Origin of the sequence: Snodgrassella sp. (genome assembly GCF_024103505.1) — a bacterium.
GTDB lineage: Bacteria > Pseudomonadota > Gammaproteobacteria > Burkholderiales > Neisseriaceae > Snodgrassella > Snodgrassella communis.
The window spans coordinates 143,102-167,569 of the sequence record NZ_JAGGIJ010000004.1 but is presented as its reverse complement, the minus strand read 5'-3'; the positions used below and the strand labels follow the sequence as shown (position 1 = coordinate 167,569).

The 24,468-nt window shown below is 41.9% G+C and carries 32 protein-coding genes and 1 tRNA gene; 19 read left to right on the top strand and 14 right to left on the bottom strand.

The features are described from left to right. Positions 1–207: 207 nt before the first annotated feature. The 5 genes from J6578_RS05970 to J6578_RS05950 all read right to left on the bottom strand — a co-directional run bounded on the left by J6578_RS05970 (position 208) and on the right by J6578_RS05950 (position 4,207). Positions 208–720: a hypothetical protein gene (locus J6578_RS05970; RefSeq protein ID WP_287950027.1), complete on the bottom strand. Its 513-nt coding sequence runs from the start codon at positions 718–720 to the stop codon at positions 208–210. After that, positions 677–2,518: a DnaB-like helicase C-terminal domain-containing protein gene (locus J6578_RS05965; RefSeq protein WP_287954102.1), complete on the bottom strand. Its 1,842-nt coding sequence runs from the start codon at positions 2,516–2,518 to the stop codon at positions 677–679. Before J6578_RS05965 ends, J6578_RS05970 begins: the two co-directional genes overlap by 44 nt. Beyond that, a complete protein-coding gene (locus tag J6578_RS05960) occupies positions 2,508–3,677 on the bottom strand; it encodes a winged helix-turn-helix domain-containing protein (RefSeq protein WP_287954101.1) in 1,170 nt (389 codons plus the stop codon). The genes J6578_RS05965 and J6578_RS05960 overlap by 11 nt, the downstream gene beginning before the upstream one ends. Positions 3,678–3,768: 91 nt before the next feature. Next, positions 3,769–3,987 carry a hypothetical protein gene (locus J6578_RS05955; RefSeq protein ID WP_143557896.1) on the bottom strand — a complete coding sequence of 73 codons (219 nt, stop codon included), beginning with the start codon at positions 3,985–3,987 and terminating at the stop codon, positions 3,769–3,771. Beyond that, positions 3,968–4,207: a transcriptional regulator gene (locus J6578_RS05950; protein ID WP_037491547.1), complete on the bottom strand. Its 240-nt coding sequence runs from the start codon at positions 4,205–4,207 to the stop codon at positions 3,968–3,970. The genes J6578_RS05955 and J6578_RS05950 overlap by 20 nt, the downstream gene beginning before the upstream one ends. A 108-nt stretch (positions 4,208–4,315) precedes the next feature. Here J6578_RS05950 and J6578_RS05945 point away from each other — a divergent pair, with 108 nt between their 5' ends. The 3 genes from J6578_RS05945 to J6578_RS05935 all read left to right on the top strand — a co-directional run bounded on the left by J6578_RS05945 (position 4,316) and on the right by J6578_RS05935 (position 7,711). After that, positions 4,316–4,999: a S24 family peptidase gene (locus J6578_RS05945; RefSeq protein ID WP_287954100.1), complete on the top strand. Its 684-nt coding sequence runs from the start codon at positions 4,316–4,318 to the stop codon at positions 4,997–4,999. A 163-nt stretch (positions 5,000–5,162) separates the two neighbouring features. Then, complete coding sequence (locus tag J6578_RS05940; protein ID WP_287954099.1) at positions 5,163–6,206, top strand: nucleoid-associated protein; 1,044 nt, start codon at positions 5,163–5,165, stop codon at positions 6,204–6,206. Between the two features lie 38 nt (positions 6,207–6,244). Further along, positions 6,245–7,711: a hypothetical protein gene (locus tag J6578_RS05935; RefSeq protein ID WP_287954098.1), complete on the top strand. Its 1,467-nt coding sequence runs from the start codon at positions 6,245–6,247 to the stop codon at positions 7,709–7,711. Positions 7,712–8,231: 520 nt separating this feature from the next. On the opposite strand, the gene J6578_RS05930 is transcribed toward J6578_RS05935, so the two are convergent. Beyond that, positions 8,232–8,720: a hypothetical protein gene (locus J6578_RS05930; protein ID WP_287954097.1), complete on the bottom strand. Its 489-nt coding sequence runs from the start codon at positions 8,718–8,720 to the stop codon at positions 8,232–8,234. A gap of 163 nt (positions 8,721–8,883) precedes the next feature. Here J6578_RS05930 and J6578_RS05925 point away from each other — a divergent pair, with 163 nt between their 5' ends. From J6578_RS05925 to J6578_RS05885, 10 genes are all read left to right on the top strand, one after another. After that, complete coding sequence (locus J6578_RS05925; RefSeq protein ID WP_287954096.1) at positions 8,884–9,225, top strand: hypothetical protein; 342 nt, start codon at positions 8,884–8,886, stop codon at positions 9,223–9,225. A 9-nt stretch (positions 9,226–9,234) separates the two neighbouring features. Continuing rightward, the gene (locus tag J6578_RS05920; RefSeq protein ID WP_287954095.1) at positions 9,235–9,552 is read left to right on the top strand and encodes a hypothetical protein; all 318 of its coding nucleotides are present in this window, start codon (positions 9,235–9,237) and stop codon (positions 9,550–9,552) included. Between the two features lie 47 nt (positions 9,553–9,599). Further along, positions 9,600–9,983 (top strand): hypothetical protein, encoded by a 384-nt coding sequence (locus J6578_RS05915; protein WP_287954094.1) that lies wholly within the window; start codon positions 9,600–9,602, stop codon positions 9,981–9,983. A 71-nt stretch (positions 9,984–10,054) separates the two neighbouring features. Next, positions 10,055–10,300, top strand: a complete 246-nt coding sequence (locus tag J6578_RS05910) for a hypothetical protein (RefSeq protein ID WP_239428399.1) — start codon at positions 10,055–10,057, stop codon at positions 10,298–10,300. After that, the gene (locus J6578_RS05905; RefSeq protein WP_093093712.1) at positions 10,297–10,707 is read left to right on the top strand and encodes an SLOG family protein; all 411 of its coding nucleotides are present in this window, start codon (positions 10,297–10,299) and stop codon (positions 10,705–10,707) included. The genes J6578_RS05910 and J6578_RS05905 overlap by 4 nt, the downstream gene beginning before the upstream one ends. Positions 10,708–10,770: 63 nt before the next feature. Then, entirely contained in the window at positions 10,771–10,980 is a 210-nt protein-coding gene (locus J6578_RS05900; RefSeq protein WP_287954093.1) for a hypothetical protein, read from the top strand. Beyond that, entirely contained in the window at positions 10,977–11,426 is a 450-nt protein-coding gene (locus tag J6578_RS05895; protein ID WP_239366108.1) for a type II toxin-antitoxin system death-on-curing family toxin, read from the top strand. The genes J6578_RS05900 and J6578_RS05895 overlap by 4 nt, the downstream gene beginning before the upstream one ends. A gap of 143 nt (positions 11,427–11,569) precedes the next feature. Continuing rightward, the gene (locus tag J6578_RS05890; RefSeq protein WP_287954092.1) at positions 11,570–11,854 is read left to right on the top strand and encodes a HigA family addiction module antitoxin; all 285 of its coding nucleotides are present in this window, start codon (positions 11,570–11,572) and stop codon (positions 11,852–11,854) included. Positions 11,855–11,962: 108 nt separating this feature from the next. Continuing rightward, positions 11,963–12,304, top strand: coding sequence for a helix-turn-helix domain-containing protein (locus tag J6578_RS10325; RefSeq protein WP_353846661.1), 342 nt, complete (start codon positions 11,963–11,965; stop codon positions 12,302–12,304). Further along, positions 12,187–13,206: a tyrosine-type recombinase/integrase gene (locus tag J6578_RS05885; protein WP_353736169.1), complete on the top strand. Its 1,020-nt coding sequence runs from the start codon at positions 12,187–12,189 to the stop codon at positions 13,204–13,206. Before J6578_RS10325 ends, J6578_RS05885 begins: the two co-directional genes overlap by 118 nt. Positions 13,207–13,256: 50 nt before the next feature. Here the strand turns inward: J6578_RS05885 and J6578_RS05880 are convergent. Then, positions 13,257–13,332 (bottom strand) — tRNA-Ala (locus J6578_RS05880). A 250-nt stretch (positions 13,333–13,582) separates the two neighbouring features. Here J6578_RS05880 and mltG point away from each other — a divergent pair. The 6 genes from mltG to J6578_RS05850 are packed head-to-tail and all read left to right on the top strand — an operon-like array spanning position 13,583 to position 18,153. Next, a complete protein-coding gene (mltG, locus tag J6578_RS05875; protein WP_093092821.1) occupies positions 13,583–14,587 on the top strand; it encodes an endolytic transglycosylase MltG in 1,005 nt (334 codons plus the stop codon). A 14-nt stretch (positions 14,588–14,601) separates the two neighbouring features. Further along, positions 14,602–15,228 (top strand): dTMP kinase, encoded by a 627-nt coding sequence (tmk, locus tag J6578_RS05870; RefSeq protein ID WP_287950009.1) that lies wholly within the window; start codon positions 14,602–14,604, stop codon positions 15,226–15,228. Next, entirely contained in the window at positions 15,225–16,214 is a 990-nt protein-coding gene (holB, locus tag J6578_RS05865; RefSeq protein ID WP_287950008.1) for a DNA polymerase III subunit delta', read from the top strand. Before tmk ends, holB begins: the two co-directional genes overlap by 4 nt. A gap of 9 nt (positions 16,215–16,223) precedes the next feature. Then, a complete protein-coding gene (locus tag J6578_RS05860) occupies positions 16,224–16,583 on the top strand; it encodes a PilZ domain-containing protein (RefSeq protein ID WP_037408402.1) in 360 nt (119 codons plus the stop codon). 2 nt (positions 16,584–16,585) lie between these two features. Further along, positions 16,586–17,359: a TatD family hydrolase gene (locus tag J6578_RS05855; protein WP_502957626.1), complete on the top strand. Its 774-nt coding sequence runs from the start codon at positions 16,586–16,588 to the stop codon at positions 17,357–17,359. 2 nt (positions 17,360–17,361) lie between these two features. Then, positions 17,362–18,153 carry an MBL fold metallo-hydrolase gene (locus tag J6578_RS05850; protein WP_287954091.1) on the top strand — a complete coding sequence of 264 codons (792 nt, stop codon included), beginning with the start codon at positions 17,362–17,364 and terminating at the stop codon, positions 18,151–18,153. Between the two features lie 593 nt (positions 18,154–18,746). Here J6578_RS05850 and J6578_RS05845 read toward each other — a convergent pair. From J6578_RS05845 to ureC, 7 genes are all read right to left on the bottom strand, one after another. After that, entirely contained in the window at positions 18,747–19,577 is an 831-nt protein-coding gene (locus J6578_RS05845; RefSeq protein ID WP_287954090.1) for an urease accessory protein UreD, read from the bottom strand. Next, a complete protein-coding gene (gene ureG, locus J6578_RS05840; RefSeq protein WP_100150295.1) occupies positions 19,577–20,212 on the bottom strand; it encodes an urease accessory protein UreG in 636 nt (211 codons plus the stop codon). Before ureG ends, J6578_RS05845 begins: the two co-directional genes overlap by 1 nt. 132 nt (positions 20,213–20,344) lie before the next feature. After that, positions 20,345–20,902, bottom strand: a complete 558-nt coding sequence (locus J6578_RS05835) for a HupE/UreJ family protein (protein WP_287954089.1) — start codon at positions 20,900–20,902, stop codon at positions 20,345–20,347. A 23-nt stretch (positions 20,903–20,925) separates the two neighbouring features. After that, positions 20,926–21,645, bottom strand: coding sequence for an urease accessory protein UreF (locus J6578_RS05830; RefSeq protein WP_287954088.1), 720 nt, complete (start codon positions 21,643–21,645; stop codon positions 20,926–20,928). A gap of 12 nt (positions 21,646–21,657) precedes the next feature. Beyond that, positions 21,658–22,173 carry an urease accessory protein UreE gene (gene ureE / locus J6578_RS05825; RefSeq protein ID WP_093092803.1) on the bottom strand — a complete coding sequence of 172 codons (516 nt, stop codon included), beginning with the start codon at positions 22,171–22,173 and terminating at the stop codon, positions 21,658–21,660. Further along, the gene (locus J6578_RS05820; RefSeq protein ID WP_239428392.1) at positions 22,127–22,693 is read right to left on the bottom strand and encodes a hypothetical protein; all 567 of its coding nucleotides are present in this window, start codon (positions 22,691–22,693) and stop codon (positions 22,127–22,129) included. Before J6578_RS05820 ends, ureE begins: the two co-directional genes overlap by 47 nt. A gap of 26 nt (positions 22,694–22,719) precedes the next feature. After that, positions 22,720–24,441 (bottom strand): urease subunit alpha, encoded by a 1,722-nt coding sequence (gene ureC / locus J6578_RS05815; protein WP_287954087.1) that lies wholly within the window; start codon positions 24,439–24,441, stop codon positions 22,720–22,722. Positions 24,442–24,468 lie beyond the last annotated feature (27 nt).

Here is a 24,468-nt window from a genome sequence, read left to right as displayed (position 1 = left end):
TAAGCTGGCTTATTACTTAGTACTAACAAATTAAAATACAGAATCCACAATAAAAAACCCGCCAAGGAGCAGGCGGGTAAAAGATGAAATAATAAGTGTATCAACTAAAAAGGAGAACAATGCTAATAGCTTTCAATTAGGTGCAGCAAAGCTGCCACCGGCACTAAAAAGTATTAACTAATTGTTAACTAGAAATATACTAAATTTTCAAGCCATGCGCAAGGGTGAATTGTAAAAAAATTTATCAAAATCATCACATTTTTGCATATACGCCCAAAACAGCACCAAAGCCCTTTCCACCTGTTCAGCCCATGTCATCCTATTAACCATAGCGCGATGACGTGCAGAAATTGAACGGCGCTTAAAATAAGGACTTTTGCGCCCATACTCAATATTAAGCACATTAAACGCCTCCCGATTGTTTTGCGCCAGTAACGACAACGCACATCTTACCAACGCAAACACCTCAGGCTTATAGTGCACACCATCAAAAGCATAATCCCTGATTACCTTATCTCTCCCGTAACGCCATTCAGCACTCAGACAATGCCCCTGCCGCTTCCGGTCTGCCATAGTTCGCTCATACGCAGTCAGCACATCCACAGCAGTATCAATCTCAATTTTACTCATCATCAAACAACCCTTTAAAACTTCACTTTCCCAGAATATCGCATCATCATCGCGCGTATGGCGACTTAAAATCCCGCCGAACTCTTTCACCAGTAATCATACTGATTGCCTCCCTTTCGCGCTCATGGTACTGGCAGCTTTCACGGTCAAAAAACAGATTAACCATAGGCTGATAGCCCGAATCCCGTTGCTTTTGACAAATAAGCTTAGCATCCGGATCTGCCCCGTAGCCCGTCGCCTCACTATTGCGCCACACAACCAGAACATTATCAGCAAGATCAGTAATCCCCGCCGATCCCCTCACATCATGCTTATTTGGTGGCTTAGATTCATCACCATTGTCAGGCTTACGCGGGTGCGCAACCAAATGAATATGAATATTGTTTTGCGATTTAAAATCCCGCAGCATCTCCGCAATCTTCTTCTGCCGATCCACATCACTCTCAGCCACCCCCAACATCATCAAACTATCAATAACAAAATGCCGGCAGTTATATCGTTGCTTCGCATACTTAAAAACATTAAGCATCCGCTCCAGACTGGCTGCACCATTCACGTCATATATCCACAGCCCGCCTGATTCATTGCCATTGTCTTCCGTACAACGCTCACCATTGATATTCATCCCCCCAGATAGCAAATTCAACGCATCAGTTAAATCATCCTGATCAGGACGCAGCTTTCCACATACCTGTCTAACCATACGATTTAACACCTTATAAGGCTTCATCTCCCCCGAAAACAAACAAATACGTTCCTTTTGCCTCAGAATCATCTCACACATACAATACCCCAATAGCTGGCTTTTGCCGTGGCCACTGTAACCAGTCCATACCGTCAACTGATCCATACCAAACTTAAAATCTTTCATCCCAGCAAATGGCGTAGTATTGCCCGTGGCCGTATCAAGTAGCCCATTAAAATCCTGAAACAGAATTTCCGCATACTCAATCGCGTTTTTCAAATCCTCCGGCTTCTTATACTCAGCACCAACTATTGCATCCAGAACCCCAGCTTCACCAGCCTCACACAGACACTCATTAGCATCCTTAAAATCACCCCAATCAACCAGCTTGCACCGGTGTTCACCAAGCCGTTGCAACACCTCCATCGTAGCCAGCTGTCCCGCGTCATCATTATCCAAAGCCAGATAAATCACCCTAAACTGCTGCAACCGCTCCCAGTCGTATTCAATCCACTCCAGATTCTTCGCACCACTAGGCATCGACAAAGCCTTTACCCCAGACTGAAAAACACTCAGCGCATCAATTTCACCCTCAGTAATCACAACCTTATCATCATCAGGCGTAATAACCTGCCAGCCAAACAAACACGGCTCACAGTTTGATTCCTGCCGCCAGCGGTTTTTCTCATCCCTCTTACGCCGTGGCGTCAGATACTTAACGTTATAAACAGCACCATCAACCATTAACGGAAAAGCAATCTCCCTGTCATGATTGGCTACACAGTAAGCCTTAAGCGTACTGCCATTAATGCGTCGCCTGTCAAAATAACCATCCGCCTGCGGCTCAATCACCGCCCCCAAACGCACAGACGGGCGCGTAAAAGACTTCTTACAGGCAACCGAAAACTTAGGAGCAAACTCAACCCCCAGCCACCTACAGGCATCCTTAAGCGCATCAACAAAGCTTAAACTCCTGCACGCAGCCCATAAATCCAGCAAATCACCACCCTTGTCCTGATCACTGAAATCTTTCCACACACCAGCTTTACTGCCGCATAAATGCACCTTAAGCGATTGCCCCTCCTCCCCATTAACCGAACCACAGCACCACTCATTGCCATTTTTCCTGCCATTGGGGAGCAGATACTCAGACACACTCAACGCCTTATCAGCCAGCAACTGCGATACCTCCCTAGCGTCCATAATCAGCTCCATTCCACAGACGCACAGTTTCCATAAACAACTCATTAGCGCTTGAGCTAGTGCCTACCTCTTCCCATCTCGGCGCGTTCCATTCCCCAGTTGTTCCAAGAACAGAAACAAACACCCTGCGCCCGCCAACATCTACCCTATACACCCGCAGATTCGGCCTTACCTCCACATAGCGCGCATTAGTACAATCCCATTCATTCCGGCGTTTATTGGCACCCATCCTGCCAGCACCGTACTCCAGCCACTTTAAAACCCATCTGCGCCATGTAGCCTCCCAATTGCGCTTCTTCGAATCCTTAGCATCACCAGATAGCCAGTAATTCACAAACTTCTCAATCTCAATATTCAGCGCAGTCCCAACAAGCCCCTTAGCTGCCGCATAGTCCAGATATTTATCCGGCATTACCCAGTTTTCACACCAGCCACATTTCTTATGCAGCCCTATTGGCGCATACACCACACCAGCACCATCAGCATAATCATCATTCGATTCTGATTGTTCACCATCTGGGACTAACTCAAAATCCTCAGAATCGCGGTGGCACTCTATCTCTGAATAATTCTCTGAATAATTCTCTGAATAATTCTTTGTATAAATCTCTTCCTTATACGAACTGTCACATGTCGCCACTCCCGAGTGTTGACATGTCGTCACTCCCGAATTGTCACATGTCACCACTCCCGAACTGCGACATGTCGTCATTCGGGAAATGTCATATTTCCCACCTCGGCAAAAGCGACCAAACACACCAGTAAATACACGATATTTAGGCTTGTCAGCTTTATCAGCATCAAAACACTCAGCCGCCTTTCTAATCGCAGCCTCATCAACCAGATAATAAGTTCTATGCTCAAGCTTCTTAATCTTGCGCTGGATATAGCCAAGGCTTTCCAGCAGCTTAATAGACTTACGTACCGCATATTCACTTAAATCCAGCTCACCAGCCAGTTCCTTAACAGACTTATAAAAAACCCTTGTTGCACCAGTACAACGTTTCCACCAATAGTGCAATTGATTTAAAACCAGCCCAGCCTTAATGTCGCCATTACATATACGCTTCAGACGCGGATTGTAGGCACGTGTAACATCCCCGATAATATCGCCTATTTTTAAAGAGTTATCATTGACAAAATTTTCTACAGTAGTCATAATTACACCCGTATTTATATTAATGAATTGAATGGCTGCCCAACGGTCATTTCCTTAAAGCCCACTCCCGTGGGCTTTTTTTTATAACCATTCATCGCAAACCCATCTCCACTTCTAACGCCTCAACCACCTCAGTCGGGCGGTTTCGGTATATTTCACTTAGCACATCCAACAACCGATGCGCCTCCTCTTTCCTGCCGGCGCGAATCAGCTCCTTGAGCTGGCACCATTCATCATTGAATTTCAAATCAACCTCAGATTGACCATCTTGCAGATAGATTTGAGTTGCTTTAATTGTCATCGTGGGCATCCTCCAGCTCCGGCCAGTGTTTTTTATAATCAAAAGGGCGCAAATCCTTTCTAGAAACGACGCCATTAGTATATTTTTCGATTTTCAAGCATCGCCACGGAGGGCACGGGCGCTTACCTTCTGCCCATCTTGAGACATCAGGAACATGAGCACCAATAGATTTAGCAAGCGCAGTTGTTGAGCCTCTCCCTTTACTGTTTAAGTATTCCTGTAAGTTCATATTAATCCTTTCTGTTACTTATATTAGCGATTCGCTAAATAAAAATCAAGCATAATGCACATTTATTTTTGTTAGCAAATTGCTAATAATCAAATTGAAAGGATTTGTATGAAAACCATAGAAGAAACTTACAGAGAGAGGTTATTAATGCTTTCTAAGCAATACGGTGGACAAACCGGGCTAAGCAAAAGAATTGACAAGTCTCCAGCTCAGATAAGCCAATGGGTGAACGGTTCCGCCGACTCCAAAACGGGGAAAGCCCGCTCTATGAAATCCGATACTGCTCGCGAAATTGAAGGAGCCTTAGGTTTGCCTCGTGGGTGGTTTGACCAACCGGTTAAAACAACAGATACGACGCCACAAGAAGGATTTATTCAATTCACGCTACTCGACGTAAAAGCTGCTGCGGGCAATGGTTTTGACAATAGCGATTTTCCAGAATCTGTACAATTGGTTGAAGTTTCAGAAAAATGGGCAAGAAACAATATTGGTAATAATCTAAAATCAATCTCGATTATTACCGCTTCTGGCGATTCAATGCAGCCAACATTTAACAACGGTGATTGGCTATTCGTAGACCAAGCAATAAATTTCTATGAAGAAGATGGCGTTTACGTCTTCATGTCGTCTTCTGGATTAAAAGTAAAGAGACTTCAAAAATTTGTAAGCGGTGAGCTAAGGATTATCAGCGATAATCAGAAATATAACAGCGAAGTACTTAAGGATAACGAACTTAATTCAATAAAAATATGTGGAAAAGTTGTAGCTACATTGAGACTTGAACGCATTTAGCTAATTTAGTGCTAGAAGAGGTTAATCAAGGAGATATCAACATTATAGGCAGTGTTTTTGGTCATCTATTCTTGCCTGATAATCTAAGAACATAATTTCATAATTAGTATCTTGGTTTCAATAATTTTTATTATTAAATTCTAACAGTATGAAAGGTGTTATTATGGAAATAAAATTAACTAATGTTTCATTACATGATATGGATATTGAAAATAATAAAGTAAGAAAAAATATTCCTGTAGAATCAGATGATAATAAAAATTTATTAGAATATACAACAAAAGTAATAACAGAGATATATACTCCACCTAAACGCCAAACTCAAATTAGAGGTCAGTATTATACCTTTAGCAATGAAGATGAATTAATTCCTCGATATTTAAAACAAATAAATCAAGATCCCACAGTTTGGGAGCAGTTAACTGAAAAAATTGCTAAAAAATTACTTTCAATTGAAGTCAAAGTCTACGATAAAGTCGCAAATTTAAACGGACTTCGAGAAGGAAGTTTACTACAAGCTCATTTTACTTTTAAAAACGAACAAAAAATTGCCCTTATAAAAATTGATACTAATCAGATTTTAGATAAGGTATTAAAAATTCGAGATGGTTTACCGGTTAAAACTAGAGTGCAAAAAGTAGCTGTTATATCCTTTGACAGTTCAAACATAATAACTTCATTATTACTTTCAGATACCAATTCAAAAATTACAGAGTACTGGAGAGATGCATTTCTCAACTCAGAACCTGTGCAAACAAATGAACAAAATACAAAGAATGCTTTTGAAGCTATCGATACCTTTTTAAAAAGAAAAATAAAATCTATATCCAAACAAGATTTTTACTACATTCGTAATAAAGTAATTCTAGATTTTCGAAAAAATTCATTTGAATTTAACAATTTAGTATCTGATTTACAAAACTATGAACCAATCAACGATGATTTAGCGGTAAAATTCAATAAGATTCTATCAGAATTTGAAGAACTACCACAGGGAAAAAAGAAATTTGATACACAATTTGAAATAGACCCTACCATGATTAAAGCGAGACTTAAGAAGCAAAAGATGGTTATTGATAATAATTTTGATCTAATAATTAAAACGCCTGTAGAGGATTTAAAAACCATTTTTGGGGTAGGTGTTGATGATGGCGGTAAATTTGTTAGAATTTATTCTGAAGATGGGTATAATGCGTTTAAGCGATAATTAAAACCATAATTATGCAAAATTATTTAGCATATAAAATGAATAGTTTCGTAAAACATTTATTGTCAGCAATTGGTGCAACAGAAATTATCTCTGTTAGCCATAATTTTAGAGTATACAAAATTGAGGGGAGAGTTACATCCTTAAATAACAATATTATTAATGACTTATACCAAGCTATTTTTTTAACATGTGAAAAAGGAATTATATTAGAGATTGAGTTAGGAGATAGTGATAGCATTAGATTATCAAATCAAATGCCCAAAGAGAAACTAGAATCAAAAATCCTAGAATTATTGGAAGAACTTGATCTAGAAGCGCTACTACCACTAGATTTTATTTTCAATATAGCTATTAAATGGGAAGAATCAAATTTAAATATTTTTTCATGGAAAGAGTTTTGTCACCATCTAAATACAATTTCTCGTGAAGAGGCATATAAAAAATGGTCTAATTTAATTGCAAATAACCTTTCTTCAAATATATATGTTTGGGACGAGGGAAATAATATAGAAAATGATTTTTTTTCTTTTATACATTATAGTCAAATCGGCCTAGACAACAAAAAAGCTATAGACCAAACTAAGATTGAAAATAGAGACAAAATTAGTCATTTTGTCAATGCGTGCGATATCATAGTTGTTCCAGACTCTTTTAATTTTGCGAGTAATGATTGGCCATTAGCTGCTTATTTTAACAATTTAAGAAATATTTTATCCCTAGTTTTTCTAAGTGATTATTCACGAATAATAGATGATAAAGTAGCTTATTGCATAAAAGGTTATAAAACAGTAAATGGTAAGCTTAATGAGCAATTAAACACCGATGTAGGAAATGAATTATGGTCTATGTACAAATGGGCTTATGAGGGGGGGTCTTTCATAGATAAAATTGGCATTCTTAGAAACGTCATACCAATTCATATACATCAAGAGGATATCAATACACTTGAATCAGGAACTTTACTATCCGCTCAATCTGGTTATGATCTATATTTAAAAGATAATGTTAAACAATATATTGAAATAAAAAATAAAATTTCTGATATGCTTCTCTCACAATCAGAAAAAGCTGGTCAAATCACTAAAGATATGTTCAATATACTGAAAACAAATCTCTGGACATTTATGACTTTCTTTACAACTACAATTGTGGCAAAAAGTTTCGATAAATCAAATAATGACTATCACAATACAGTGATATTTGCGGGTATATGCTTAATTTTCTTATCAGCGTTCTTTTTAAGATTCGCATTATCAGAAGTTAACGATGAAAAAGAGAAACTAAGTAAACGGTACTTAGAAATTGAATATAGGTACAAAGACCTTCTAAATAATCAAGATATTAAGAAAATTATTGATTTTTCAAGTCCAGAAGATTCAACACCAAAAGAAAGAGAAATAGAATACATTGACAGGAAAGTACAGAAATATAAGAGTCTTTGGATTGCTTGCATAGTATTGTTGTCAATCATTCTAATATGTATAGGCTTTGACATATTCTAAATTTGCTTTTCTTACAATAACCACAACTTCGGCTGTGGCTTTTTATTGTCTTTAAATAACACAAATTTCTGAATACACTTAAAATAAATTTAGCATTTCGCTAAATTTATTTTAAGTGTATTCAGTATATTATCCGATTTACTGATATATTTAGCGTTTTGCTATTGATTATTCTTTAGCATATCGCTAATATATACCCATCGAAGTTAAACAACTTCACCGCATCGGCTCAGGGCAGCGGAATATAAAAGCCCGAGGCAAGTTAAGGAGCTTGCTGGCAAGCCGTTAAGCCCTCGCGGGCGGCCGGAACAAAACCAGTAAGCTCGCCGAAAAAGTAGGCTTTAATGTAGGGCTTACAGACAGACAAGTCTAAAAATCCAAAGAACTTTATGAAAGGAGAACGACTTCAAACACCAACTTTGACATATATCTGAATGTACAAATACTTAGATATATTAATAGGCTAAAGAAAAAGCCGATTCTAACGAGTCGGCTTCATTGTTTAGCTTTGCATAAATGATTACATGTTTTGTAGATATTGCATAAGCATTAATCCGGCGGTTTTAGCATTTGATAGGGTTAAATCTATACAGCGCGTAAGGATATGCTCCGCTCCTTTTTCTTTTAGCTGAGCTAACAATTTCTGCTTTTCATCTTCTTTTAGATTTGACGCTTTAATAATCGAATCTAAGTGTTGAAGAGTATTGCTATGCAGCTTAACTGTAACTGCGCTGATTTCATATCCAAGCGCATCACCGGTAGCAATATCGTAACCGTCGGCGGTAAGTATTAAATAGTCGGAATCTATATCCGTGTCATCAATGTATTCTTGTACTGCTCTTGGGTCAATCATCCCCTTTGCAATTAAATATTGCGTTGCTGCGATTAATTCCTCCTCGTCGTATTTATCGTACAGGATATCTAATTCAGATTCCGGCAATGGCTGCATGGGGTATTTGGCTAATGTAGACAACATATATCTTCTAACCTCTTCAAAAGGATTACTCATAAGTACCTCTATTTGCTAGGTTGTTTTGGGAAACTCAATTCTAGCATATGCACGATGGCAGTGAGTGCCTAACCACCTGCCACCCTACCCGAGTTTAAAAACCCAAGCCCGCTGATTAGTGGGCTTTAGTTTTTGAATTTAAATAAAACTAAAGGAGTTAAAAATGAACGATGAAAGCAACACCAATCCGGAACCTGCTGGATTTTGGGATGAAATGGCACAAATGGTTAGCAAATGGGATTTAAGCCAATTCCCCATGCAAACCAAGCCACAACCAGAAAAACGGCTGGCTAATAATGAGCTGGCGGATGTCGCTTATGAAGCCATTCGCCAGCTATATCATACAAAATATGATATTGGTTTAATAAAAGTAGCAAATGAGCTTGTTAAAGCCATTGTTTTAGGTGGCCATTACGGGCAGCAGACCGTAAGCCAGATATTAAGTCACCTGCCACCAGCAGCTAAAAAAATGGTTACTGAGTATGTTCAAAGCAACGCAAACTAGGAGTTACCCATGAAACCTAAAATACATCTTCATGAATTAAAGAATCACCCTTATGGCAACCGTATCTGCTGGCAGCATAGACCAACGGGTGCGCTGGTCGTGAGATATGGCATATTACTATATGATGTAATCATTCCCACCCAATCCCCCTTAAGAAATACAGAGAAACATTACGGCGTGGGACATCTCAGAAATGCCCGAACCATTATCAGACGCCACTGGCAGGAATGTATATCAAAACGCAATACACCCCAGCAAAAAACAAAGGATTTAATAGCAACAATCTCAAATGGTCACTTTATTTATTGGATTGCACAATCCAATTAATTCCATAAGCATTAAACTTAATCTATTGATAACAGGAGTACACAGCAATGCAAGTAGAAAACAAATTTCGCGCCCGTCACTATGATGAAATAGCCGGCTTAATGGATAACGCCGAGTTGCTTGCCATCATACAGGATCTTGATGAGAGTCCAGATGAAACACTAAAACGGATCAGCAAAAAAGATTTAGGACATCTGAGTGAATGTTGTTTTCAGACGTTAGATACTACAACGTTTATTATGGAAACATTATCTAAATTAGCTGATGGCTATAGAAATAATAATATCACTCGGGAGCTAAGCCAAACGGACTTTTTGAGATTTACCAGCACCTTAGCAGCACTATCAGGCGGGATTAATAGCTGTGTTGGTTACATGCATCAGACCATAACATACCTGCTGAATTATGAACCTAGCAGCACCTCGAGCTAAGTTAAATTTGGCATGTTTTAAAAATCAGTGGGGGAATAAACTTCCCCCGTTTTTTGAATATAAATATCATTATGAAAAAAAATGCACTGCTAGCCACTTGGGTGGCTTTTTTTATTACTGGTTGTGATTATGCAGAAGAGAGAAAAAGCAGAGTAGCGGAACGGGCTGGTAAAGATATTATGGAAACACAGGTTGTATTAGATGATGGACGCAAAATCACCTGCCTTGTTTACAGCGGCTGGTATAACGCTCCACCAATACAGCCGCCCTATCCCACTCCTAGCGAATTTACTAACAACAGGCAACTTAAATCATGAATGTTATCGTTTGCGGTGGTCGTATCGTTTCTGGTGATGGTTTTCGCCGTATCGTAGCCAGAACATTACTATCAATACACACTAGTACCCCTATTGATACCCTGATTGATTCTGGAGCCTCTCACGGTGCGGTTTACTTAGCCCGGGAATGGGCAAAAGTGCACCATATCCAGACCAAAAGCTTTACAGCCTTGCCTAATCCACACGGGAACCATTGCGGGCACATGCGTAATAAAAAGATGATTGATTACGCCCTGCACCACAATGCCCCTAAAGGTAGCCAGAATCATACCATGCTGGTAATTTTCAAAGACAAGCATGGCCGTGGTACTAAGGACATCATCAAACAGGCTAAAGAGGCAAATATTCTTGTTTGGGTAGTTGATTTAGAAAATGAGGCCAGCTAAATGCTGGCTTTTTATTATTCGTTTAATCATATGCTAGAATGAAGAATCAATAAGGAGCTTATCATGGAAAATATTGATCAAAGGTTTAACCTTTTAAAATCATTAAAAAATGATTTTAGTAAAAACGTTTCTGATCAAGCAGAAAAAGTAGTTCAGGCATCTTTAAACGAAAGAAAACAAAGAATAGAAAAGGTTGACCTTGATAAAGATTTTGATAATTTATTAAGCGATTCTAATATCAGAAACGTGTTTATTCGTTTGCGTGATAAATGAATTCCATAATTTATCTTGAACCGGCTGAGGTTATCGCCAACCACGATAAAATAATTTTAGCCAGTGGTGGTTTACTGGGCATTCGTGATGAGGGATTGTTAATCAGTGCTTTAACAATGATTCAGAACGATTTGTATTATCCAACTTTTTCATCCAAGCTAGTTCATCTGATTTTTTCAATCAACAAAAATCATTGCTTTAGTGATGGTAACAAACGCACCTCGCTAAGTTCGGGAGCATCTTTTTTATTAAAGAATGGATGGTCTCTAGAATTTGTTAAATCTTTCATTATCAATATGGAAGACGTGGTGGTGTGGCTTGCTGATGATGTAATTAATAAAGACGATTTAGCATTAATCATTAATATTTTACTTCTTGGTTTTGAAATAAATAAAGATTCAGGCATAACCAAATTAGAGGAAAACATAAAAAAATTGAAGAATTGATATTAAAACATTTTAAAAATGAATATATTGCCTATATTTTTATTTTAAATTTCTCAAATTCAAGCCAGCTATTCACCCTTAAATTCAATGGAAACAATGCCGAAATAGTGGACTACTAAGATTACCATTAGGAGCTTAGCTTTATGAGTATGCATAATCCCTGTCATGCTGGCGAAGTATTAAAAGAGTATTTAGGCAATATCAGTATCAGTACCGTAGCTAAGCATTTAGGAGTAACAAGAGTTGCACTTTCTCGGATTATTAATGGCAAAGCTGGAATTAGTGCTGATATGGCGGTGAGGCTGTCTATCCTGCTGGGTACTACTCCACAATTCTGGCTCAATATGCAGGTAAATTATGAATTGTGGAAAGCAAGCCAGAACTCACCTATTGACGTGATTCCGCTTAATACAGCATTACCTGTGTAATAGTTTTAATTTTATACATATTACCACGCCAGCATTAGCTGGCTTTTTTATTAACACCAATGTAACAACCCATGCCGGCAATTAGCCGGTTTTTTTATATAGCTAACTATGAAAACTTTATTCACTACCGCAGATGTTGCTAGCTACCTTTCTCTTAACCCTAAGGTTGTGACGGAGAAAGCGCGAAACGGTGAAATACCGGCTCATAAAAAAATTGGGCGCTGGTATTTTTTTAAAGAAGAACTTGACGAATGGCTGAAAGCCGATGCAGATTCCACACTGCAAGAGGCTACACATGCGAAAAGGAGTAAAACATGTCAAGCCGAAAAACAATCCGCGTCTATGAGCGGAAAGACCGCCGCGGGTGGTACTACTCATTCACGGCACCAAACGGACAGCGCATACGCCAAGCTGCTGGGACTGAAAACGAGCAACAAGCGCGCGAATTAGCAGCCAAGCATTATTATGAATTGTTTGCTGTACAAAAGCTTGGCTACAGTCGCGAATATACATGGCGCGAAACAGTGGTGGAATGGTTGAAAGAAAATCCCCACAAACAAAAGGATTACAACACAAAGCTATTTTTACGCTGGTTAGATAAATATCTGGGCGATTTAACAATCAACCAGATAGATCGCGTAGTCCTGCGTACGATTCGTGATGCCAAGCTGAATGAGGGTCGGAAACCGAGAACCGTCAATGCTTACACGCAGCAAATCAGAATGGTTTTATTAGCAGCCAAAGAATGGGGATGGATAACCAATCTGCCAAAGTTCAAAATGCTTGAGGAACCTAAGCGCAGAGAACGTTGGCTGACTGCTGATGAGAAAAACAGACTGTTTAAAGAACTGCCGGAACACCTGATACCGATTGCAGCTTTTGCGCTGGCTACCGGTTTGAGAAAAGCCAATGTAGCCGGCCTGCAATGGTCGCAGGTTGATATACCAAGACGTACTGCATGGATTCATGTGGATCAGGCAAAATCATCAAGAGCGATAGGAGTGCCTTTAAATGATGAAGCGATGAATGTCATTTTAAGCCAGCGCGGTAAGCACAGAACCAATGTGTTTACTTACAAGGGCAATCCAATTAAAAATCCCGCAGGTACCGCATGGAGAAAAGCATTAAAGCGTGCTCGGATTACCAATTTTCGATTCCATGACTGCCGGCACACATGGGCAACCAACCATGTCATTCAGGGAACACCAACGCGGCCACTTCAGGAGTTAGGAGGCTGGTCGAGTGAAAAGATGGTGCAAAGGTATGCCCATTTAAACACTGAGCACTTGCGCCGGTATGCTGGAAACTCTTCCCAATTTGACACCAGTTTGACACCAGCACAAACCCAATAAAAAAAGCCACAAGATTATGTGACTTAAACTATTGAATCTATACTGTAAATTGGTGGAGGTAAGCGGGATCGAACCGCTGACCTCTTGCATGCCATGCAAGCGCTCTACCAACTGAGCTATACCCCCAACTGCTATCCAGCCAGTTATTGCTGAATAGGTTGCGCATTTTACCTGAACTACTGAATTTTGCAAGTACTGATTTAATCTTTCGCCATGAAAGGAAAAGATACAATGCTCAACCGGCAAAAACTTTCTAACAAACGTACATCAAATCTTTTTATAACCGGATGTTGATGGGAAGAGTGGTCGCACCTGAGAATTAAATTTATACTTGCAGGCTGGTTCAGATTATTTATGCTTAAACAGGAATGCTTCTATGCAGCGCCAACAACGACATGCTGTACTTCTGGTATTTACGTTTCTATTGATACTTGCGCTGACATGGGCGGTGCTTTTATTCTTACCTAAAAGTAATGCGGGCTATCGTTTAAAGGTACCAGCCGGCTATGGCATCAGTGGAGTAAGTCGTACTCTGGCTGCCAATGATATGATTTACAATCGCTGGGTATTTGTCGGTACCGCATATATGCTAGGGATGGGAGATAAAATTCATCGTGGTAACTATCGTCTGCCACGTTCGGTTTCCAGTTGGCAGATTCTGCAAAGGCTGCGCACCGGCAAACCTGACAGCATTACAGTACAATTTATTGAGGGTAGCACATTTGCGCAAATGCGCAGAATTGTTGATAACATACCTGATATTGAGCACACTACACGAGATTGGTCAGACAGCAAGCTGTTACAGAAACTGGATACCGATCGTCATTATACACATGCAGAAGGTCTGTTTTTTCCAGCCACTTATGATATCAGCTCTGACAGTAGCGATTTATCTCTGTATCAACAAGCTTATAACACTATGCAAAAGCATTTGCAGGCTACATGGGAAGAACGACGCAGTGATTTACCTTACCAATCTGCTTACGAATTACTGATTATGGCCAGCCTGATTGAAAAAGAAACCGGCCATGCTGAAGACAGAGGTAAGGTAGCGGCAGTGTTTGTTAACCGCCTTAATCTGCATATGCGGCTACAAACCGACCCCAGTGTAATTTATGGCATGGGCAGTCGCTATAAAGGTAAAATTGGCAAGGCTGATTTACGCCGTGATACACCGTACAATACTTACACCCGTGCCGGTCTGCCACCCAGTCCTATTGCACTACCGAGCAAAGCAGCGCTGGAAGCGGCTGCTCATCCTGCCAGTAATGATTATCTGTACTTTGTGGCGCGTAACGATGGTACTGGCCGCAGCCAGTTCAGTCACAGTCTGAATGAACACAATGCGGCAGTACGCCAATATATTCTGAAAAAACGCTAACCGGATTTGTATAGATGAAAGCAAGTTTTATTACACTGGATGGAATTGATGGTGCCGGCAAATCCACCAATCTCAATACCATACGCAGCTGGTTTGAAAAACATCAATTACCGGTACTTTTTACCCGTGAACCGGGCGGTACTGCCGTTGGTGAAGCATTACGCAAGCTATTGCTAGATCCAACTACTCATGTCAATGCTCGTACAGAAACGCTGATGATATTTGCTGCACGCCAGCAGCATCTGGATGAAGTAATTAAACCGGCACTGGCACAAGGGATACATGTAGTAAGCGATCGTTTTACCGATGCCACATTTGCCTATCAGGGCGGAGGTCGTGGTCTACCACTAGCCGATATAGCCATTCTGGAAAACTGGGTACAGCAAGGCTTGCAGCCCGATTTGACCTTACTGCTGGATGTACCATTGACAGTAGCCCAACAACGACTGAGCCAAAACAGTAATCCTGACCGCTTTGAACAGCTGGATACAGCCTTTTTTGAGCACGCGCGGACAATCTACTTGGATCGTGCCGCATCTGCACCGCAACGCTATGCTATTATCGACAGCAGTTTAAATTTAGATGAAGTAGCGCAGCAGATTAATCAGGCACTAGCACAATTATTTGGATTAAATGCATGATTTATCCATGGCTCGAATCTGTCTGGCAACAAATTGCCCAGCATTGGCAGCAGCAACCACACGCATGGCTGCTTTACGGCCATCCGGGAATTGGTAAACGTGAATTTGCCGAATATCTGGCACAGGCACTGCTATGTGAATCGCTACGTGCCAACCATCAGCCATGTGGTGAGTGTACATCCTGCCATTTGTACAGCCAGCACAGTCATCCCGATTTCCTACTGGTAACGCCAGAAGAAGCTGACAGCGAAGGCGGTGAACGCAAGCAAGCACTAATTAAAGTAGAAACCATACGCAACGTATTGGATTTTGCTCATCTGAGTGCCCATCGGGGTGGCAAACGCGTTGCCCTGATTTATCCGGCAGAAAGCATGAATCTTCAGGCCGCCAATGCCCTGCTAAAAATTCTGGAAGAACCACCGGCAGGTATGGTGTTTATTCTGGTGAGCCATCAGAAAGACCGCCTGCTGCCAACAATTAAAAGCCGTTGCCGTCAGGTGGCTTTAACCATGCCTGCACGCGCGCAGGCACTAGCCTATGTGCAACAACAGCATGGTGATAATGCTGCTGACCTGCTTGCCTTTCACGGTGGAGCCCCTTTATTTACTGATAATGCTAGCCACGACCAGCTGCGCAACCAACTTATTCCCCTGCTGGTTAAACCACGCCTGATTGCGCTACTGGATTACGCTGCTGCATTTGACAAACAAAAACTAGCACTATCCACTTTTCTCAACTGGCTGGCCAAATGGTTACTAGATATGTCTCTGGCACAGCAATACATACAAGCCATGTATTATCCGGCATGGCAAGATGAGTTAAATAAAATTACCGGACAAATCGACCCTTTATCCCTGTTTGCCTTAATCGACAGAGTTAATGCACTTGCCCCTTACGGTAAGCATACCCTCAATGTTAAAATGCAACTGGAAGATTTATTAATAGACTATCTTAACGTGTGGCAGCAAAAAAACACAAAATCATAAAGGAAATTTATGGCTGAAGCTCCTACTAACTTGCCGGGCAAAATGCTCAACCTAACTATTCCCGATAAACCTGAACTGTACCGAAGCTATATGGCTTTTCTAGAGTATGGTGGTCTGTTTGCACCCACAACTGACAATTTTCAGATGGGTGAAGAAGTGCTACTAGCCGTTACCCTGCCGGCATTCAACGAAGCCAAATATTTGCGCACTAAAGTAGTATGGATTAACACCGCTACCACCTCTACCGGTCAGCCACAAGGGATCGGACTGGCATTTAGTAAAGATGAAGACAGCTTTGCGGTAAAACAGGCTATCGAAGACATCTTGCCAGGATTACTGCTAAGCGAACGCGCTACCTATACTATATAATTATGCTTATCGATTCCCACTGCCATCTAAACATGCCTGAGCTGGCAGCCAGACTACCACAAATACTGGAAAACATGGCTCAGGCAGACATACGGCAGGCTATCGCCATCAGCGTAGACAAAACCAGTGCTGCTGAAGTACTGGCACTAGCTGAGCAGCATACCAACTTATTTGCCAGTGTCGGTGTACATCCTGAAGACCAGAACTCAGTAGAAATAAGTCTAGATGAGTTTATAGTCGCTGCTCAACATCCAAAAGTAGTGGGTATCGGCGAAACTGGCCTCGACTATCATTGGTGTAGCGGCGATCTGACCTGGCAGCATGCGCGCTTCAGAACTCATATTCAGGCCTCCAACCATACCGGTTTACCGCTTATTATCCATACACGAGATGCCGGAGCAGATACCTTACGTCTACTACGTGAAAATCAGGCTCAGCAAGGTGTAATCCACTGCTTCACCGAAGATACTGCCTTTGCCAAAGCAGTGTTGGATTTAGGCTTTTACATCTCCTTTTCAGGCATCGTAACCTTTAAAAATGCCCGGCAAATACAGGAGGCATGCCGTTATGTACCATTAGACCGGATACTGGTAGAAACCGATGCACCATATCTAGCGCCAGTACCCAAACGCGGCAAACCTAACGAACCGGCTTACGTACGCTACACTGCCGAATTTGTAGCACAATTGCGTGGCGACAGCATAACTACGATTGAAGAAGCCACTACCGCTAATACCTATCGTCTTTTCAATAAACTTCCATCGCTTAACAATTAGCCATGACCCAGCTCACCCTTACAGTACTTGGCTGTAGCAGTTCTTCTGGAACACCACTTATCGGGTGTGACTGCCCTACCTGCACCAGCAACGACCCGAAAAACCGGCGCACTCGTTGCAGTGCGCATATACAGGTTGGTGAGCAGCATTGGCAAATTGACACAGGCACCGACTTTTATCACCAAGCCCTACAACACAGACTGCCACGCATTGACGGCATACTCTACACCCATCCCCATGCTGACCACCTTAATGGCATTGATGACTTGCGCGCATTTTGCTATAAACAACAGGCAGCCATTCCTATTTACGGCCATCATGATACACTGGCTAATATTTGCAGTCGTTTTGATTACGCCTTTCTGGAACAGAACAGACACTGGAACCGACCGGTGCTCCGTGCCCATGAACTACCACTGAATCAGGGAAAAAATAGCGTCCTTAATATTGACGGCGTACCTGTATGGCAATTTGGCGTACCACACGGCAGCTGGATCACCAGTGCTTTTCGCATCGGCAATATCGCTTGGTTTACCGACCTTAATCACATCGAAGAATCCATATTCCCGCATTTACAAGGATTGGATTATCTGTTTCTGGATTGCCTGATGGATACCCCCTACCCCAGCCACCTCAGCACCGAGCAGGCCTTTGCCTACGCAAAGCGTATCAATGCCAAACAAACCTACTTTATTCACATGACCCATGCGCAGGAATACCATACTTTAAAACAGCGTTGCCCCCAAAACTGCGCACCTGCCTATGATGGACTAACTGTGCACAGCAGTTATTAGCAATATTTAGTAAAAATAACCACAATCCTGATAAAACAACATAAAAATTAAATATTAAAAAACATGTAGTTAAAGCCTGCAATCTTAAAATGACAAGATTTAGTTGCACCACCAATTCAGCATTGCACCTGCTGACAGCACTACAAGGCATCCTGTAAATTTATGTCTGCCAGCATAAATTACATTAGTAATAACTGTCTGGTAACATCTATTAAAATAAATCAGCTTAACTGGCTTTCAACAATCCAAAACATCAGCTCATCCAGACAAATTCTAAATAAAGTATTATCTGCATTGTCAAAAAGACTTTTTTGCTGTGAAATTAATAAATTCAGTCAAATAAAAGATGTGATAAGTATTAAATTTGTTAAACACATAAAACAAACTTTTAAATATTAAAATTATTTATATATTAAATATAATTAAATATTTAGCCATATTAGATTGATGTTTAAAATATATTGATCTTAAAATTGAAAATTTTATGTTATATGAATATAATTTGAATAATATTTGTCAAACTACATTCGTTATTCTATTCGGGAACTAAAATTTATTTAGCATAAATTTTTAAGGTTTAATGAGTGAATGCATTATTGCTCATCGGGTATACGCAAAAAATGATTTGTTATTTGTTGCATGAAATTCTGCAACACTTCTGCACTCATCCCCAGCGCACGTACACATAAGGCACAATCAGCAGCCTGTGTAATGCCCCACAGATACTGATTATTTTCCAGCGGCCATTCGGGCAATAATGCGGCGTATATCTGATTAATCAGTTGCTGTATCTGTGCTTTGCTGGCTGCGGTGTTGATGTAGTAAAGACAGGCCTGATGGGTATACTGTTCCATCTGCCCCAATACATTAAGGGGCTGTTGCTGTGGCTGCCAGTAGATATTGTCGCTAAGCAGTGGTTGTTGCTGATAATCGATATTAATCCGTGATGACAGGTAATGAAAATCCCAGCATTCCTGATTGAGCACACGGCCGCAGGCAATGATTTCACCCAGTATCAGTTGACAGTTATCAGCCAGACTAATCTGCATGCTTTGGGTTAAGGCAGCATCACGATGCAACACCAGTGGATGAGGCAGATAACACAGCCGGCTGTGTTCATGCAGCACAATACGCGTATGCTGCTGCGCTTCATTTTTGGCAGGCATGGATTGTACGCGGGTGAATGCCTGCGTAAATAAATACAACTGGGTTTGTTGTGCCAGCTCAATTTCGATATCTATCCGGTCGCCAGCTAATAAACCCGGTGATGAACTCATCTGGATGGCCGGTAGTGCCTGCGGCCATACCGGCGCAGCCATCTGCGCTAAAGGGAGGATTTTTAGAGGCGGTGTGTAATAGCAGTTGGCAAATGTGGTCTGCCCGCACTGGTTTAACTGAGTGGTGAGATGTAAACGGCTGTGCATTAGCGTATCAAACCAGCGGGTTCGGCTACATTTTCCAGTAAGGCGTATTTTTTTATCCAGTCTATTATGGTGACGATACCATCTTCTGCCATCAGATTGGTAAACACAAACGGCTGCCCTTTGCGCATACACTGTGCATCCTGTTGCATTACTGCAAGACTGGCGCCAACATAGGGCGCTAAATCAGTTTTATTGATTACCAGCAAATCCGAACGTGTAATCCCCGGGCCACCTTTACGCGGAATTTTTTCGCCCTGCGCAACATCTATCACAAATAAAGTGACATCGGCCAGATCAGGGCTGAAGGTAGCGGAAAGATTATCACCACCACTTTCGATAAACACAATCTGGATATCTGGAAAACGTGCCACCATTTCGTCTACTGCCTCCAGATTCATACTGGCATCTTCGCGAATAGCGGTATGCGGGCAGCCGCCAGTTTCCACACCCATAATCCGTTCTGGTGGCAGCAAGCTGTTTTTGGTTAAAAACTCGGCATCTTCCTGGGTGTAAATGTCGTTGGTAATCACTGCAATGCTGTATTGCTCCGCCATATGGCGAGTAAGTTTTTCAATCAGAGCTGTTTTACCTGAACCTACTGGCCCGGCAACACCGATTTTTATGTATTGACGCATGGTGTTTTTCCTTTGCTGTTAGTCCTGTTGTTCAGATTAATGCGTTGTTTTGTTTTTATTGTTTATATTGCTGCTGACAGGTATAGATGCAAAGATTTTGCTGTCTGCATTGAATTTTCTAAGGTGATGCTTTCAGGAAGCAAACAGCATACTGAAACCTATTACACCAATCAGACTGCCAGTAAGACGTAATATCCACTGATGTCTGCTCATGGCGGTACCGAACACAAAACCGGCTACATGCAAGAGTGCTGTTGCCATGACAAAACCGCAAGCATAGCTGAATGCACCATGTGAACCCATCTCTGCACCATGCGCCACTCCATGAAACAAGGCAAACAGGCCAACCATGAATATGGCGGCACCAGCCGGTACTTTTTTTAACCAAGCCGCAGCCAATCCCAACACCAGCACAGAAGCGGCAATCCCCTGCTCCAGCATCGGTACCTGTATGCCCTGTGCCCCCAGTACAAAACCGCCAATCATCACGCTGACAAAGGTGGTGGGAATCAGCCAGCGCGCTTTACCCTGAAAAGTGGCCGCCCATAAGCCCACTGCAATCATGGCCAACAAATGATCCCAGCCACTGAACGGATGCTGTACTCCAGCCAGCCAGCCTTCGCTAAGGTGGCCGGGATGAGCAAATGCCAGCACAGGGCTTAACAGGAACAAAGCAAATATTTTTTTCATAAATTCCTCCATTATTAATAAATCTAACTCATATACAGACGAGTATATAAACGTTCATGCTGCATTGCCCGAATGTCAGTGGCCAGTGTGGTAGCACCCAATTGCTGCCACTGTGGCTGCATACTGGCTTGTACGGTTTGTACAATCACGGTATGCAGTTCGATTAACATTTCCTGTCCGGCCATCTGGCTTAGTGGTATCAGCTTAACGCCGTTGGTAATCAAACCGACAACAGCGTTGTAATAAAATGCCTGTAGCGTAGCAGCCTTATCCAGCTGCATGGCAGCAGCGAGTAACCCAAACACCAGTGGATAAAATCCGCGCACCTGCTGTGCAGCCAGTGCAGCCTGATAAGAAGCCACGATTGCTACCTTAGTATGCTGAGCAAAAATTTTCAGCAGACGTACGCCCAGTTTATAACTGCTTTCTCGCAACTCACGCGCTACTTTTGCCGCACCTATCTGTTTGTCTAGCCATAACAGTTCATCGAGATTTTGTTCGGTACTGGCATTAAAAGCCAGTGATACATAAGCACCATCATTATGCAGCCAGTTTTGCTGCAACTGGGTGTATACAAATGTTTTCAGTGTCGCCGCATCATGTACAACACCCTGCTGGACAAAGGTTTCCAGCCCGCCGGAATGATTAAAGCCACCAATCGGCAGTGTAGGATCAGCCAGTTGCAGCAATAATCCTGCACGCGTTAAAGCGTCAATATCAATGTGTCTGTCTGAACCGGACATATATTCAACTTATCAGTGGTGATGATGGCCAACTAAATCATGTGTATGGCTGTGGCCACCGCCAACACCCGGCGCTGAATTGGCACGCAATTGTTCACTTAAGCGCCGTTGCTGGCGTATTGGTGCAAAACCAGCCGCCTGCAACCATTCAAATAAGGGTTTATCAAACGGTAGCAGCAATTCATTTCCGTCTAGAAATAATGGCGTATGTTTGTTACCGATTTCATAACAAGCACGTGCCATTTCCGGCAAGGTTTGCGGCGCCAGCACCATCACTTCACTTGGTTCAATCTGCACCACAATTGCCAACTGCTTGTCCAGATAAACTACATCATCATGGTGCAGCCGCTGTCCCTCTTTCAGCAGACGAAAAGCAATCTCACGCCCGTTTGTTGTCGTCGTACGGATAATGCGCCGGTCTGCCTCAAACCATTGCAGACAAACAGTATCCAGCTTCTGAGTGGTAATCTGCTGCTTTTCTTTAAGCGTTTGCAGATTGCCGAGGATGGTTTGGATGATTAGATTCATTTTTGGTTTTAGCAATTTGAATAAAATATTTTAAAAGGCAAACGCAGATAATAAATAACCAACCAAATTCACCTAGTATAAAAAATATTCCTTTAAATACTTCTAATTTAAAATCTTCATGGGATGGATTAATTAATAGCCAAAGAATTATATCTATGATCAGAGATGTACCCAGAGCGAAATATCCAAATACAATAGCTACTGTACGTTGTGTGATGCGACTATCAACATAAAAATACCAGTCAGCAAAATTTCTTTTACTGTGTAAACGCAGATAATATACCGAAATAATAAACCAGATGAATGCTGATATAATAATGTACTTAAATGAATATATACCTTGGCTAGCAATATGCCATTTTTCTAAAAACAAATCCGAATCACTAAAAAAATGTACGCCATCTTTGGTTTGCTCAAATGAATTTGAAATAAAAAATCCCGTTGTTAAAATACATGACAGCAGTAACATACTTTTTAATTCGTCAATAACTAGAAAAATAAAGTCTTTGATATATTTCATATATATGCAACCACGAATTGTTTTAATCAAAATAAAAAATACCGCTGTGCCAGTGCCACTTTTTCAGCCGGTTTACAGGTAATATGCTCACCATTCACCCGTACTTCATAGGTTTCAGGATTGACACTGATTTCTGGCATAGCGTCGTTATGAATCAGGTCTTTTTTACTAATGGAACGACAATTGTGCACGGGTAAAGTTTGTTTGCATAAACCATATTGGCTGCGGATATCATTATCCACACCAGCCTGCGAAACAAATAATACTGCGGTATCCTGCACAGCACGGCCAAGTGCGCCAAACATGGGGCGATAGATAACAGGCTGAGGTGTGGGGATAGAGGCATTCGGATCGCCCATGCGCGCATAGCTGATGGTACCGCCCTTGATGATGATTTCCGGTTTTACACCGAAAAAAGCTGGTTTCCACAATACCAAATCGGCAATTTTGCCTGCTTCAATTGAGCCTACATATTCGCTGATACCCTGAGCAATGGCTGGGTTGATGGTGTATTTGGCCAGATAACGCTTGATGCGAAAGTTGTCGTTGGCGCCGGTTTCTTCAGCCAAGCGGCCACGCTGCTGTTTCATTTTGTCTGCGGTTTGCCATGTGCGTACAATCACTTCAGCTACTCTGCCCATAGCCTGTGAATCTGAACTCATTATCGAGAATACGCCCATATCATGCAGTATATCTTCGGCGGCAATGGTTTCCGGGCGGATACGCGAATCGGCAAAGGCCACATCTTCAGCCACATTTTTATCCAGATGATGACACACCATTAACATATCCAGATGTTCGTCTATGGTATTCACGGTAAACGGGCGGGTAGGATTAGTAGAAGCCGGCAGTACATTCGGATACATCGCGACTTTGATGATATCCGGTGCATGACCGCCACCGGCACCTTCGGTATGAAAGGTATGGATTACCCGGCCATCAATAGCCTGCATGGTATCCTCAAGAAAGCCACCCTCATTCAGGGTATCGGTGTGAATCGCTACCTGCACATCCATTTCATCTGCAATCTGTAATGAAGCATGGATTACCGCGGCGGTTGCACCCCAGTCTTCGTGGATTTTCAGCCCCAGTGCACCGGCTGCTACCTGCTCGCGTAATGGTTCCAGAGTAGCGCAGTTGCCTTTACCAAAAAAGCCAAGATTAACCGGCGCCTGTTCGGCAGCCTGCAACATTTTCTGAATATGCCATGCACCCGGAGTCACTGTAGTGGCATTGGTACCATCGGCAGGCCCGGTGCCTCCTCCGATCATAGTGGTAATGCCGGATTCAATGGCATGGGTAATCTGCTGAGGAGAGATAAAGTGAATATGGGTATCAATTCCGCCTGCGGTGGCAATCAGATTGGCACCGTTATGTACTTCGGTAGCAGCACCAATAATCATGTTCGGGTGCACGCCATCCATAGTATCGGGATTTCCTGCCTGACCAACAGCCACTATTCTGCCATCACGAATGCCAATATCGGCTTTTACTATTCCCCAGTAATCCAGTATCAGCACATTAGTGATCACCATATCGAGTACATTTTTATTGCTGCGTGGTGCTGTAGCTGATTGTGCCATACCATCACGAATGGATTTGCCACCCCCAAATTTGCCTTCATCACCATAGGTAAGTAAATCGCGTTCAACTTCAGCAAATAGCTCGGTATCACCCAAACGTACTTTATCACCCACGGTTGGCCCATAGGTGGCAACATACTGCTGGCGGGAAATTTTCAGGCTCATGACAGGATTCTCTATTTTAGTAATCTG

Coding starts and splice junctions, on each gene's coding strand:
- J6578_RS05965 (WP_287954102.1), bottom strand. CDS start 2,518: ATGGACGCTAGGGAGGTATCGCAGTTGCTGGCTGATAAGGCGTTGAGT.
- J6578_RS05960 (WP_287954101.1), bottom strand. CDS start 3,677: ATGACTACTGTAGAAAATTTTGTCAATGATAACTCTTTAAAAATAGGC.
- J6578_RS05955 (WP_143557896.1), bottom strand. CDS start 3,987: ATGCCCACGATGACAATTAAAGCAACTCAAATCTATCTGCAAGATGGT.
- J6578_RS05950 (WP_037491547.1), bottom strand. CDS start 4,207: ATGAACTTACAGGAATACTTAAACAGTAAAGGGAGAGGCTCAACAACT.
- J6578_RS05945 (WP_287954100.1), top strand. CDS start 4,316: ATGAAAACCATAGAAGAAACTTACAGAGAGAGGTTATTAATGCTTTCT.
- J6578_RS05940 (WP_287954099.1), top strand. CDS start 5,163: ATGGAAATAAAATTAACTAATGTTTCATTACATGATATGGATATTGAA.
- J6578_RS05935 (WP_287954098.1), top strand. CDS start 6,245: ATGAATAGTTTCGTAAAACATTTATTGTCAGCAATTGGTGCAACAGAA.
- J6578_RS05930 (WP_287954097.1), bottom strand. CDS start 8,720: ATGAGTAATCCTTTTGAAGAGGTTAGAAGATATATGTTGTCTACATTA.
- J6578_RS05925 (WP_287954096.1), top strand. CDS start 8,884: ATGAACGATGAAAGCAACACCAATCCGGAACCTGCTGGATTTTGGGAT.
- J6578_RS05920 (WP_287954095.1), top strand. CDS start 9,235: ATGAAACCTAAAATACATCTTCATGAATTAAAGAATCACCCTTATGGC.
- J6578_RS05915 (WP_287954094.1), top strand. CDS start 9,600: ATGCAAGTAGAAAACAAATTTCGCGCCCGTCACTATGATGAAATAGCC.
- J6578_RS05910 (WP_239428399.1), top strand. CDS start 10,055: ATGAAAAAAAATGCACTGCTAGCCACTTGGGTGGCTTTTTTTATTACT.
- J6578_RS05905 (WP_093093712.1), top strand. CDS start 10,297: ATGAATGTTATCGTTTGCGGTGGTCGTATCGTTTCTGGTGATGGTTTT.
- J6578_RS05900 (WP_287954093.1), top strand. CDS start 10,771: ATGGAAAATATTGATCAAAGGTTTAACCTTTTAAAATCATTAAAAAAT.
- J6578_RS05895 (WP_239366108.1), top strand. CDS start 10,977: ATGAATTCCATAATTTATCTTGAACCGGCTGAGGTTATCGCCAACCAC.
- J6578_RS05890 (WP_287954092.1), top strand. CDS start 11,570: ATGAGTATGCATAATCCCTGTCATGCTGGCGAAGTATTAAAAGAGTAT.
- J6578_RS10325 (WP_353846661.1), top strand. CDS start 11,963: ATGAAAACTTTATTCACTACCGCAGATGTTGCTAGCTACCTTTCTCTT.
- mltG (WP_093092821.1), top strand. CDS start 13,583: ATGCAGCGCCAACAACGACATGCTGTACTTCTGGTATTTACGTTTCTA.
- tmk (WP_287950009.1), top strand. CDS start 14,602: ATGAAAGCAAGTTTTATTACACTGGATGGAATTGATGGTGCCGGCAAA.
- holB (WP_287950008.1), top strand. CDS start 15,225: ATGATTTATCCATGGCTCGAATCTGTCTGGCAACAAATTGCCCAGCAT.
- J6578_RS05860 (WP_037408402.1), top strand. CDS start 16,224: ATGGCTGAAGCTCCTACTAACTTGCCGGGCAAAATGCTCAACCTAACT.
- J6578_RS05855 (WP_502957626.1), top strand. CDS start 16,586: ATGCTTATCGATTCCCACTGCCATCTAAACATGCCTGAGCTGGCAGCC.
- J6578_RS05850 (WP_287954091.1), top strand. CDS start 17,362: ATGACCCAGCTCACCCTTACAGTACTTGGCTGTAGCAGTTCTTCTGGA.
- J6578_RS05845 (WP_287954090.1), bottom strand. CDS start 19,577: ATGCACAGCCGTTTACATCTCACCACTCAGTTAAACCAGTGCGGGCAG.
- ureG (WP_100150295.1), bottom strand. CDS start 20,212: ATGCGTCAATACATAAAAATCGGTGTTGCCGGGCCAGTAGGTTCAGGT.
- J6578_RS05835 (WP_287954089.1), bottom strand. CDS start 20,902: ATGAAAAAAATATTTGCTTTGTTCCTGTTAAGCCCTGTGCTGGCATTT.
- J6578_RS05830 (WP_287954088.1), bottom strand. CDS start 21,645: ATGTCCGGTTCAGACAGACACATTGATATTGACGCTTTAACGCGTGCA.
- ureE (WP_093092803.1), bottom strand. CDS start 22,173: ATGAATCTAATCATCCAAACCATCCTCGGCAATCTGCAAACGCTTAAA.
- J6578_RS05820 (WP_239428392.1), bottom strand. CDS start 22,693: ATGAAATATATCAAAGACTTTATTTTTCTAGTTATTGACGAATTAAAA.
- ureC (WP_287954087.1), bottom strand. CDS start 24,441: ATGAGCCTGAAAATTTCCCGCCAGCAGTATGTTGCCACCTATGGGCCA.